This is a genomic window from Kitasatospora sp. NPDC056184, assembly GCF_042268405.1.
In the GTDB taxonomy this organism is placed as follows: domain Bacteria; phylum Actinomycetota; class Actinomycetes; order Streptomycetales; family Streptomycetaceae; genus Kitasatospora.
In genome coordinates, this window is record NZ_JBHJUI010000006.1 from 388,738 (window position 1) to 399,174 (window position 10,437).

Genomic DNA, 10,437 nt, shown 5'->3' on the forward strand with positions numbered 1-10,437 from the left:
GCTCAGTGGGTGCGGCGGGTGACCAGTTCGGCGAGCGCGAGCAGTTCGTCGGCGGCCGACGGCTCGGGCACCGCGAGGGCCAGCTGGGTCATCGCCGCGGCCATCCGGTCACAGGACTCGCCCTGCGCCCAGGCACGCCCGCCGGCACCCTCGACGGCGGCCGCGCAGCTCGCCAACTCCTCGCCGGTGAGCGGCCGCTCCAACGCGTACAGCTCGGCCAGCCGGGCCCCGTCGGGCGTCCCGGAGCCCAGCGCCGCGACCACCGGCAGCGACTTCTTGCGGACCAGGAGGTCCGCGCCGACCGGCTTGCCGGTGACCGCCGGGTCGCCCCAGATGCCGATCAGGTCGTCGATCAGCTGGAACGCCAGGCCGATCTCCCGGCCGAAGCCGTCCATCGCCTTGGCCGCCGCCTCCGAGCCCCCCGCGTACTGGGCGCCCATCGCGCAGGCGGCGCCGAGCAGCGCGCCGGTCTTGGCCTCGGCCATCGCCAGGCACTCGGTCAGCGAGACGTCGCTGCGCTGCTCGAAGGCGCAGTCGATCTGCTGGCCCTCGCAGAGCTCCACCACGCAGTCGGCCAGTCGGCGCACGGCCTCGCCCGCGCTCGGGTGGCCGTCCTCGGCGAGCAGGCGCAGCGCCAGCGCGTGCATGGCGTCCCCGGCCAGGATCGCCTCGGTGGTGCCGAACACCAGCCAGGCGGTGGGGCGGTGCCGCCGGGTCTCGTCCCGGTCGATGATGTCGTCGTGCAGCAGCGTGAAGTTGTGCACCAGCTCGACGGCGGCCGCGGCGGCGGTGGCCGCGGCGGGGTCGCCGCCCAGCGCCTGGGTGGCGGCGAGCACCAGGGCGGGCCGGATGGCCTTCCCGGAGGACGCGGTCGTCGGCGAGCCGTCCGCCTCCCACCAGCCGAAGTGGTAGCCCGCGACCCGGCGCATGGTGCCCGGCAGCGAGTCCACGGCGGCCCGGAGCACCGGGTCGACCAGGGTGCGGGCGCGCGCGAGGACGTCCTGCGCCTCGTGTCCCTCGCGGTGGTCGCGCTCCAGCGTGAACATTCCCATGGGTCCTCCCCCTTGGTGGTGCGACGGGCCGGCCCGGGACCGGGCCGGCCCTGCCGCGGTCGGCCCTAGCGGTGCGCGATGTCGACGTTCTCCAGGACGCCGACGGCGTCCGGCACCAGAATCGCGGCGGAGTAGTAGGCGCTCACCAGATAGGAAATGACGGCCTTCTCGTTGATTCCCATGAACCGCACCGAAAGGCTCGGCTCGACTTCATCCGGGATTCCGGTCTGGTGCAGACCGATGACACCCTGGTTGTCCTCGCCGGTTCGCATGGCGAGGATCGAGGTGGTGGTCCCGTTGGCGACCGGGATCTTGTTGCACGGGAAGACCGGCACCCCGCGCCAGCCGAAGACGCGGCGGCCCTGCACCTCCACGGTGTCCGGGTAGATGCCGCGCCGGTTGCACTCGCGGCCGAACGCGGCGATGGCCCTCGGGTGGGCCAGGAAGAGCTTGGTGCTGCGGCGGCGGCTCAGCAGCTCGTCCATGTCGTCCGGGGTGGGCGGGCCGGAGTGGGTCTGGATCCGCTGGTCGTAGTCCGCGTTGGCGAGCAGGCCGAACTCCGGGTTGTTGACCAGCTCGTGCTCCTGGCGCTCGCGCAGGGCCTCGATGGTCAGCCGCAGCTGGTGCTCGGTCTGGTTCATCGGCTGGTTGTAGAGGTCGGCGACCCGGGTGTGCACCTTGAGGACCGTCTGGGCGACGCTCAGCTCGTACTCGCGCGGCTTGAGCTCGTAGTCCACGAAGGCGCTGGGGAGCTCGTACTCGCCGTGGTGGCCGGCGGAGAGGTCGATCGCCGCCTCGCCGTGCTTGTTCTGCGGCTGCTGGAAGCCGGCCAGGTACTCCATGACCTGCAGCTGGAGCGCCTCGGAGCGGTCGGCGACCTCCTGGAAGGCGGACCACCGCAGGGACAGCACGGTGCCGGCGGTGTCCGCCCGGACGGTGTACGGCCAGGTGGCGTTCTCCTGCCGGAGCACCTCGTCGCCGAGGTGGTCGCCGTCGGCCGCGGAGCCGACGACGGCCTCCTCGCCGTACTTGCCCGTTCCGATCCGGCTGAGCTTGCCGTAGGCGATGATGAAGACCTCGTCGATCGGCGCCCCGGCCGCGACCAGGACCTCACCCGCGGAGAACTCGCGTTGGACGAAGCGCCCGGCCAGTTCCTCCAGCACGGCGTCGTCCGGGAAGCCCCGCAGCACCGGTACCTCGCGCAGGGTCGGTGCGATGATCCGGGCCTCGCTGCCGGTCCGGTCGAAGCCGACCCGGCCGCGGCCGACGGCGTGCCGCAGCCGGCGGTTGACCCGGTAGGTGCCGGCCGAGACCTCGACCCAGGGGAGCGTCCTGAGCAGCCAACGGGGGCTGATCTCCTGCATCTGCGGCGCGGACTTGGTCGTCGTCGCGAGGTTCCGCGCGGCGGCGGTGGCAAGACTCTGCTGGTCCCGGGTCTGCGCTTCACCGCCCGGTGCAGGAATACCGACGTTGGTTTCGGTCGACATAGGAAGCCCTTCGCGTACCCGTACCCGATGAAGTGTCGCCTGGCAACTTGCAACAATCCATGGTGGGGCCTGGCGAAGGGTCGCCGCAATCACTCTTTCGAGTGGTCGGAATAACCGAAAAAATAGGACGAATAGAATGTCTGATCGATATTTATTCGATCAGGTGATCTAATTTTTTCCGGAATGGGATGATCCGGTTCTCCTCCCCGAACGGTGCACAGCAGGGCCACCCCGCGTTCGCCCCCGCGCCGCGGGCCGCTAAGGTGCCACCTCAAAGGGCCACGGGCCACTGGACGAGTGCGGCCGCGAGACAGCCCTTCCCCTCGTTCACCCCTGCCCTGGGAGGCCCCATGAGCGCCCCCGTCACCGTCTGGCTCAACCGCACGTACGCCGAGAACGTGTTCTTCATCGAACAGCTGCGCGCGGCCCCCCGACCGGTCCGGATCCACGCGACCCACGTCGACCCCGACTCCCCCGTCCTCGCCGCGGCCGACACCGCCGCCCTGGAACCCGCCGACCTCACCCCCGACGCCTACGTGGCGTTCGCCCTCGACCACTGCGCCCGCCACCGGATCGACGTCTTCGTGCCCCGGCTGCACCAGCTCGCGATATCCCTGCACCGCCAGGAGTTCGAGGCCGTCGGCACCGCCCTCGTCTGCCCGCCGGCCACCGCGATCGCCGCCTTCGCGAACAAGGCCGACGGCTACGCGGCGATGGCCGACGCCGGACTGCCCACCCCGCCGTGGTGGCTGGTGCGCACCGCCGGGGACCTGGTCGACGCCGTCGACCGGATCGAGTCGGCCGGCCTCACCGCCTGCCTCAAGCCCGCCGCCGGCGCCGGCGGCGAGGGCTTCCGGGTCCTCACCCGCGAGCCGTTCGGGCTGCACCGGCTGGCCGGCTGGGACAGCCGGGTCCAGGTCGACCAGGTGACCGCCGCGCTCGACCGGGCGGCCCGCGAGGATCCGGACGCTTCCACCGAGCTGCTGGTCATGCCCTTCCTCGACGGCCCCGAGATCTCCGTGGACTGCCTGGCCGACCTGGACGGCACCCCGCTGGCCGCGGTCGGCCGCAGCAAGCACCGGCGCCGCCGCAGCTTCACCACCGCGCCCCGGTACCTCGAACCCGCCCGCCGCCTGGTCGAGGCGACCGGGATGGCGTACCTCTCCAACGTGCAGTTCCGGCACCTGCACGGCGAGCCGGTGGTCATCGACGTCAACACCCGGCCCTCCGGCGGCCTGTACCAGCTGCGCCTGTGCGGGCTCAACCTGCCCTGGAACGCGGTGCAGTTGGCGCTCGGCGAGCGACCGGACACCGAGTGGGGCGGGGACCCGGCGGGCATCGAGTACACCCTCGTCTCCGGGATCCAGCCGGTGCTGCCGCGCCGACTGCCGCCGCTCGCCCCGGTCGGCCTGGCGGCGGGCGAGCTGGTGCACTGACCCGTCGTCACGCCCAGCGCTACAGCGGACCGTTCCAGTCCAGCGTCGGCTCCAGCACACCCTCCAGGGTGAGCAGCCAGCGCTTCACGTCGATCCCGACCCGGCCGCCGCCGAAGCCGCCGATCCCGTCCGCCGCCACCACCCGGTGGCAGGGCACCAACAGCGCGACGGGGTTGGCGGCCATCATCTGCCCGACCGTCCTGGCCGCCAGCCCGGGCTCCTCGACCTCGCCGAACACCCCGCTGCGGGAGGCGAGTTCGCCGTAGGTGATGGTCCGCCCGAACGGCACCTCGCGCAGCAGCGCCTGCAGCACCGCCCGGTGCGGGCCGGTGCTCAGGCTCCAGTCGATCGGCAGGTCCAGCTGCCGTCGGCGGCCCTGGAGGTACTCGCCGACCCGGCCGGTGACCGCGGCGATCTTCGACGGGTCGGCGCAGCGCGGGAGTTCGCCCTCCCGCCCGAGGTAGCCGACGGCCGCCACCCCCTGCGCGGTCACCGCCACGTGCAGCGGGCCGCTCGGCAACGGGGTCTCCACCGTCAGCCAGGACATCGCCGCCGTACCCTCTGCCACGTCTTCCCCCACGTCCTCCGCGTCCTCGGCGGCGCGCACGGACCACCCGCCCCGCGCGCCATCGTACGGCGGGTCCGGCGGGTGCTCCGGGCCGGCCGGGGTCAGGGGCGCCGGCCTCGCAGGTCCTCGGCGACTCCCCTCGACCAGCGGGCCAGTTCGGCCCGGTCGGGGGTCCGCCCCTCGCACAGGGCGGCGAGCTGGGTCTCGTTGATCCGGTTCGGCCCCGGGATCCCCAGCAGGTACGCGAGCTCGTCCAGGACGGCGGCGAGCCGCACCGCGTCCGTGTGGTCCAGGGTCGCGGCCGCCTCGTGGTGGCCGATGGTGAGAGAACCGGGCATGTCCTGCCTCCTCCGTTCGCCCCCACCCCTCCACGGTACGACCGCCCCGCTCAGCCGGCACCCGCCGCGGTCGGGGACGGCTCCGCCGCTCCGCCGCCCGGCACCGCTCCCCCGTCCGGCTCCTCCCAGCGCCGGTCGCGCACCCCGCGGACCGCCAGCACCGCCGCCCCGGCCAGCAGCTGCCACCCCGCCCCGAAGGCCAGCACCGCCGCCACCCCCACCCGGTCGGCCAGCGGACCTGCGGCCGCCAGGCCCAGCGGCCCCAGCACGAACGCGCCCAGCCCGCCGAACGCCGTCACCCTCGCCAGCACCTCCGCCGGCACCCAGCTCTGCAGGGTCGATTCGTACAGCGAGCCGCAGACCGCCGACCCGGCGCCCGCCACCAGCGCCGCCGCGGCCGTCCAGAGCAGCGGCAACCCGGCCGCGAGCGCCGCCGAGGGCATCGCCCAGCCGAGGGTGGCCACCGTCGCCACCGCGAGCGGCCGACCGGGCCGGCGCCCGAGCATCAGCAGCCCGCCGAGCACCGCGCCCACCCCGTACACGCCCATCACCAGCCCCCAGGCCCGCGCCCCGCCCAGCTCGCGCTGCGCGGTCAGCGGGCCCAGCACCAGGAACGGCGCCCAGACCAGCAGGTTGAACAGCGCCATCTGCACGGTGGTCACCCAGAGCCACCGCCGGGAGCGGAACTCGCCCCAGCCGTCCCGGAGGTCGGCCAGCACGGAGTCCTCGCCGCCGCCCGCCCCCGCGCCGTCCGGCAGCGCCGCCGACAGCCGGGCCAGCGCGAGCGCGCCCACCCCGTACGTCAGCGCGTCGATCAGCAGCACCGCCCCCGGGCCGAACCCCGCCGTGATCACGCCGGCCAGCGCGGGACCGGCCACCGTGGACACCGAACGCGCCAGCCCCAGCAGGGTGTTGGCGTCCGGCAGGTGCTCCTTCCGGCGCACCAGGGCCGGCACCAGCGCGCCCAGCGCCGGCAGGAACACCCCCTCGCCCAGCCCCCAGACGGCGACCAGCGCCACCATCACCGGAACCGACGCGTGCCCGGCGGCCAGCAGCGCCGCGAAGGCGCCCTGCACCGCGAAGCGCAGCACGTCCGCCGCCAGCATCACCCGCCGGCTGCCCAGCCGGTCCGCGACCACTCCGCCGGCCACCATCACCAGCACGATCGGCAGGATCCGGGCGGCCATCACCCAGCCGAGCTCCGTCCCGCCGCCCCCGCCGTCCAGCACCGCGAACGCCACCGCGACCGGCGCCATGGAGGAGCCGACCAGCGAGGTCGCGTAACCGACGAAGAACCACCTGAAATCACGTTCGCCCAGCACGGCCAGACGGCTGCTCAGCCGTCGAGGGCGGGCCGGGATCCGCTCCGTCTCCCCTGTCATGGTCGCCCAGTCTGCCCACGGACGGAAACCCCCCACAAGGCTTTCCGGAGAAAAACTTGAGCCTTTCCCCGTCAATTTCCGACAGGGCTCCGCCTGCCGCAGTAAACGACCGCGGAAATCCCCGACCACCTGCGATTTACTGCGCGGCGCCCTATTCTTTCCCCAGCTCCTCCATACGTCATTTACTGCGGAAAGCAGGCTCGGATGCCCCTCCTCCCGCCGGTCGAGTACGCGGTCGCCGTCGAGCGCTACCTGGCGGCCTCCGGGCTCGGCGACGGCTCCCGCCGCGTCTACCGGATCGCCCTGCACACCTGGGCCTGGGCGCTCACCGACCGCACCGCCCCCACCGGCCCGGAACGCCGCCGGGCCCGGCCGCCCGTCCTGCCGCTCGCCCTGCTCGACCGCCCCGAGGCCGCCACCCGCCTCCGGGCCGCCGTCGACCGCCGCTCGCGCGACACCGACCCGCGCACCCTGAACCGCGAACTCTCCACGCTGCGCGCCGCCCTCGCCTGGTGGCGCGCGCAGGGCTGGATCGGCACCGACCCCGCGGAGGGCCTGCGCCCCCGCCCCCTCCCGTCCCCCGGCAGCGGACCCGAGCCGCTCACCCCCGAGCAGCTCCGCGCCCTGTTCGCACTCCGCGTCCCGCTGCGCGAACAGGTCCTCTGGCGCCTCCTCCACGAGAGCGGCGGCACCGTCGAGGCGGTGCTCGCCCTCGACGCCGACGACCTCGATCTCCCCCACCGCCGCACCCGGCCGCCGGCCCCGCCGCTCACCTGGCAGGCCGCCACCGCCCGGCTGCTCCCCCTCCTCCTGGCCGGCCGCACCACCGGCCCGCTGTTCCTCACCTCCCGCCGCGCCCCCGCCGCCACCCCCGCCGCCGACCGCTGCCCGCACACCCACCGCGCCCGGCTCTCCTACCGCCGCGCCGCCGAAGTCCTCACCGCCCACGCCCCGGCCCACACCCTGCGCCGGCTCCGCCCCCGCCCCGGCCCGCCACGGCCCTGACGGCGGCTCCGGCGGCGACTCGGTGGCGCTCCGGCGGTGGCTCCGGCGGAACGACGAAGGCCCCCCGGCTGCGCGCCGGGGGGCCTGTCGAGGGATCTGCGGAGCCCCCTGTCGGATTCGAACCGACGACCTACGCTTTACAAGAGCGGTGCTCTGGCCAGCTGAGCTAAGGAGGCATGGTGACCGTCCGCGACGAGGTCACGGCGGCACCTGGGGCAGTCTACCGGGCGGGGCGCGGGCGGTGGGGGGATATCCGGGGGCCGGCGGGGGCGGGGCCGGGCGTGATGGAACCGATGCCGAAATCCGGTCGGCCGGGGGCTGACAAGCAGCGGACGCGCAGGTAGCGTCGCCGGGAGTCGGTTCGCGCAGTGGTTCAGACCACTGGGCCGACCGGCGAAGCGGAACCACCCGCCTTTACTCGGATCGTCCGGCACGTTCCTGCCGGTGAAGGAGAGCACAGCCATGGCTTCTGTGACGTACGACAAGGCTTCCCGCGTCTACCCCGGGGCGACCAAGCCCTCGGTCGACGCGCTGGACCTGGAGATCGCCGACGGCGAGTTCCTCGTCCTGGTCGGCCCCTCCGGCTGCGGCAAGTCGACCAGCCTCCGCATGCTGGCCGGCCTGGAGGACGTCAACAGCGGCGCCATCCGGATCGGCGACCGCGACGTGACCCACCTGCCGCCGAAGGACCGGGACATCGCGATGGTGTTCCAGAACTACGCGCTGTACCCGCACATGACCGTCGCGGAGAACATGGGCTTCGCGCTCAAGATCGCCGGCGTCAACAAGACCGAGATCCGCACCAAGGTCGAGGAGGCCGCCAAGATCCTCGACCTGACGGAGTACCTGGACCGCAAGCCGAAGGCGCTCTCCGGCGGTCAGCGCCAGCGCGTCGCGATGGGCCGCGCGATCGTCCGCGAGCCCCAGGTCTTCCTGATGGACGAGCCGCTGTCCAACCTGGACGCCAAGCTCCGCGTCTCGACCCGTACCCAGATCGCCGGCCTGCAGCGCCGCCTGGGCATCACCACCGTCTACGTCACCCACGACCAGACCGAGGCGCTCACCATGGGCGACCGGGTCGCGGTGCTCAAGGCCGGCATCCTGCAGCAGGTCGACACCCCGCGCAACATGTACGACCGGCCCGCCAACCTCTTCGTGGCCGGCTTCATCGGCTCGCCCGCGATGAACCTGGTCGACGTGCCGCTGGTGGACGGCGGCGTGAAGTTCGGCGGCTCGGTCGTCAACATCTCGCGCGAGGACCTGGCCGGCGCCGGCACCGACAAGTCCGTGACCGTCGGCATCCGCCCGGAGCACTTCGAGATCGTCTCGGGCGGCGGCATCGAGGGCGTGGCCGTCACCGTCAACGTGGTCGAGGAGCTCGGCTCGGACGGCTTCGTGTACGGCACCACCAAGATCGGCGGCGAGGACAAGGAGCTGGTCGTCCGCGTGCACGGCCGCCAGATCCCGGCCCGCGGCGAGACCATCCACGTCGTGCCGATCGCCAACGAGACCCACGTGTTCTCCACCAGCACCGGCGCCCGCCTCTCCAACTGAGGCACCCGAGCGCACCGCGGAGCCCCGTCGGACCGTCACCCGGTCCGACGGGGCTCCCGTCGTCCTGGCCACTCCGACGGGTGACGGACGTCAACACGGCGCCGGGACGAACCGGGACATCGTGTCACCCGATGGGGTAACGGAGGGCGATGAGGGCCGCACGCACCGCTACGCTCCTGTGCGTGAAACAGCTAGTTCGCCGCATCGGCCAGACCGTCGCCCTCGCCCTGCCCGTCGTCCTGGTGACCACCGGCACCCTCGCCGTGACCAGGGTGCCGTGGGCCCCGCCGACCTCCCTGGACCAGCAGGTGGTGGCGGCGGCCAGCGAGGACGGCGCCGGGATCGGCCGCACGGCGGGCACCGGACGGACCCCGGACGGGCTCGCCCCGCAGGACGCGCTGCGCGTCACGCTCCTGGACGAGCTGCGCGCCCACAACCCGGGCAGCGCGCTCGACCTGCTGGAGCGCTCGATGCGCGAGCAGCCCGCGCTCACGCCGTACTGCAGCTCGCTCGCCACCGAGCTGGGCCGGGCCGCGGTGCGCAAGTACCAGGGCGACGTCCAGCGGGCCCGCTCCTTCGCCCGCCCGGTCTGCGACGGCTCGTTCGCCGCCGGCGCCGCGAGCTGACCGCACCGCGAGCCGACCGCACCGGGCCGCACCGGGCCGGACCGACCGGACCGACCGGCCGAGCCCGAGCGGGTGACGGCGGCGCAACGGCCGGGGCGGGTGCGCCTATTGTTCAGCCATGACCGCTGATTCCGGCCCCACGGCCGCTCCTGCGCACACCCCCGCCGTCAACCCGGTGCCGGTCCAGGTGACCCAGGCCGTCATCCTGGCCGGCGGCCAGGGCTCCCGGCTGCGCCCCTACACGGACGACCGCCCCAAGCCGCTGGTCGAGATCCCCGGCACGGGCACCCCGATCCTGGGCCACCAGCTGGCCTGGCTCGCCTCCGAGGGCGTCACCGACGTGGTCATCTCCTGCGGCCACCTCGCGGACGTGCTGGAGGACTGGCTCGACAAGGCCGACCTGCCGCTGCGGGTCCGCACGGTGGTCGAGGCCGAGCCGCTCGGCCGCGGCGGCGGGCTCAAGTACGCCGCGAAGGCGCTGCCCCGCCCCGACGAGCCCTGGTACGCCACCAACGGCGACATCTGGACCAGGTTCAGCCTGCGCGACATGGCCGCCTTCCACCAGGAGCGGGACGCCGTCGCCACCCTCGCGCTGGCCCGGCCGCGGATCCCGTGGGGCGCCGTGGAGACCGACCAGTTCGGCAACGTCCTGGACTTCATCGAGGCCCCGCCGTCGCCCTTCCTCATCAACGCCGGCCTCTACGTGTTCAGCCCGGAGTTCGCCGAGCTGCTGCCGGACGTCGGCGACCACGAGCGGACCACCTTCCCGCAGCTGGCCCGCGGCAAGCGGCTGGCCGGCTACCAGCTGCCGCAGGGCGTCTACTGGCGGGCCATCGACACCGCGAAGGACCTCACCGAGGCCGCCAAGGAGCTCGCCTCGGGCGCCGGCCGCGCCCCGCGGTAGCGGCGGCGGTGTCGGGGGGGGGGGGCGGGGGGGCGGCCCCCGGCCCCCCCCCCCCCCGGCGCGCGCCCGCGGGGGGGCGGCCCCG

At 73.9% G+C, this 10,437-nt stretch carries 10 protein-coding genes and 1 tRNA gene; 5 read left to right on the top strand and 6 right to left on the bottom strand.

The window, feature by feature from the left end; genetic code table 11:
- Positions 1-2: 2 nt before the first annotated feature.
- Together ACFC0B_RS15815 and ACFC0B_RS15820 are read right to left on the bottom strand one after the other, a co-directional pair.
- Positions 3-1,052 carry a family 2 encapsulin nanocompartment cargo protein polyprenyl transferase gene (locus tag ACFC0B_RS15815; protein WP_376086370.1) on the bottom strand — a complete coding sequence of 350 codons (1,050 nt, stop codon included), beginning with the start codon at positions 1,050-1,052 and terminating at the stop codon, positions 3-5.
- 65 nt (positions 1,053-1,117) lie between these two features.
- Positions 1,118-2,539, bottom strand: a complete 1,422-nt coding sequence (locus ACFC0B_RS15820) for a family 2B encapsulin nanocompartment shell protein (protein WP_376086371.1) — start codon at positions 2,537-2,539, stop codon at positions 1,118-1,120.
- 350 nt (positions 2,540-2,889) lie between these two features.
- Here ACFC0B_RS15820 and ACFC0B_RS15825 point away from each other — a divergent pair, with 350 nt between their 5' ends.
- A complete protein-coding gene (locus tag ACFC0B_RS15825; protein ID WP_376086372.1) occupies positions 2,890-3,975 on the top strand; it encodes an ATP-grasp domain-containing protein in 1,086 nt (361 codons plus the stop codon).
- 19 nt (positions 3,976-3,994) lie between these two features.
- On the opposite strand, the gene ACFC0B_RS15830 is transcribed toward ACFC0B_RS15825, so the two are convergent.
- The 3 genes from ACFC0B_RS15830 to ACFC0B_RS15840 form a co-directional block, all read right to left on the bottom strand.
- Positions 3,995-4,543 carry a methylated-DNA--[protein]-cysteine S-methyltransferase gene (locus ACFC0B_RS15830; protein ID WP_376086373.1) on the bottom strand — a complete coding sequence of 183 codons (549 nt, stop codon included), beginning with the start codon at positions 4,541-4,543 and terminating at the stop codon, positions 3,995-3,997.
- A gap of 101 nt (positions 4,544-4,644) precedes the next feature.
- Positions 4,645-4,881 carry a hypothetical protein gene (locus tag ACFC0B_RS15835; protein WP_376086374.1) on the bottom strand — a complete coding sequence of 79 codons (237 nt, stop codon included), beginning with the start codon at positions 4,879-4,881 and terminating at the stop codon, positions 4,645-4,647.
- A gap of 50 nt (positions 4,882-4,931) precedes the next feature.
- Positions 4,932-6,263, bottom strand: a complete 1,332-nt coding sequence (locus ACFC0B_RS15840; protein WP_376086375.1) for an MFS transporter — start codon at positions 6,261-6,263, stop codon at positions 4,932-4,934.
- A gap of 204 nt (positions 6,264-6,467) precedes the next feature.
- On the opposite strand from ACFC0B_RS15840, the gene ACFC0B_RS15845 reads away from it, so the two are divergent.
- The gene (locus ACFC0B_RS15845; protein WP_376086376.1) at positions 6,468-7,268 is read left to right on the top strand and encodes a hypothetical protein; all 801 of its coding nucleotides are present in this window, start codon (positions 6,468-6,470) and stop codon (positions 7,266-7,268) included.
- A gap of 102 nt (positions 7,269-7,370) precedes the next feature.
- Here ACFC0B_RS15845 and ACFC0B_RS15850 read toward each other — a convergent pair.
- Positions 7,371-7,444 (bottom strand) — tRNA-Thr (locus tag ACFC0B_RS15850).
- A gap of 286 nt (positions 7,445-7,730) precedes the next feature.
- Here ACFC0B_RS15850 and ACFC0B_RS15855 point away from each other — a divergent pair.
- The 3 genes from ACFC0B_RS15855 (at position 7,731) to ACFC0B_RS15865 (ending at position 10,352) form a co-directional block, all read left to right on the top strand.
- The gene (locus ACFC0B_RS15855) at positions 7,731-8,822 is read left to right on the top strand and encodes an ABC transporter ATP-binding protein (RefSeq protein WP_376086377.1); all 1,092 of its coding nucleotides are present in this window, start codon (positions 7,731-7,733) and stop codon (positions 8,820-8,822) included.
- A gap of 182 nt (positions 8,823-9,004) precedes the next feature.
- Positions 9,005-9,448, top strand: a complete 444-nt coding sequence (locus ACFC0B_RS15860; RefSeq protein WP_376086378.1) for a hypothetical protein — start codon at positions 9,005-9,007, stop codon at positions 9,446-9,448.
- Positions 9,449-9,566: 118 nt separating this feature from the next.
- Positions 9,567-10,352, top strand: a complete 786-nt coding sequence (locus ACFC0B_RS15865) for an NDP-sugar synthase (RefSeq protein ID WP_376086379.1) — start codon at positions 9,567-9,569, stop codon at positions 10,350-10,352.
- Positions 10,353-10,437 lie beyond the last annotated feature (85 nt).

Excerpts from the sequence above, each read along its gene's own strand:
- ACFC0B_RS15815 (WP_376086370.1), bottom strand. The coding sequence starts at position 1,052 with ATGGGAATGTTCACGCTGGAGCGCGACCACCGCGAGGGACACGAGGCG.
- ACFC0B_RS15845 (WP_376086376.1), top strand. The coding sequence starts at position 6,468 with ATGCCCCTCCTCCCGCCGGTCGAGTACGCGGTCGCCGTCGAGCGCTAC.
- ACFC0B_RS15835 (WP_376086374.1), bottom strand. The coding sequence starts at position 4,881 with ATGCCCGGTTCTCTCACCATCGGCCACCACGAGGCGGCCGCGACCCTG.
- ACFC0B_RS15855 (WP_376086377.1), top strand. The coding sequence starts at position 7,731 with ATGGCTTCTGTGACGTACGACAAGGCTTCCCGCGTCTACCCCGGGGCG.
- ACFC0B_RS15840 (WP_376086375.1), bottom strand. The coding sequence starts at position 6,263 with ATGACAGGGGAGACGGAGCGGATCCCGGCCCGCCCTCGACGGCTGAGC.
- ACFC0B_RS15825 (WP_376086372.1), top strand. The coding sequence starts at position 2,890 with ATGAGCGCCCCCGTCACCGTCTGGCTCAACCGCACGTACGCCGAGAAC.
- ACFC0B_RS15820 (WP_376086371.1), bottom strand. The coding sequence starts at position 2,539 with ATGTCGACCGAAACCAACGTCGGTATTCCTGCACCGGGCGGTGAAGCG.
- ACFC0B_RS15865 (WP_376086379.1), top strand. The coding sequence starts at position 9,567 with ATGACCGCTGATTCCGGCCCCACGGCCGCTCCTGCGCACACCCCCGCC.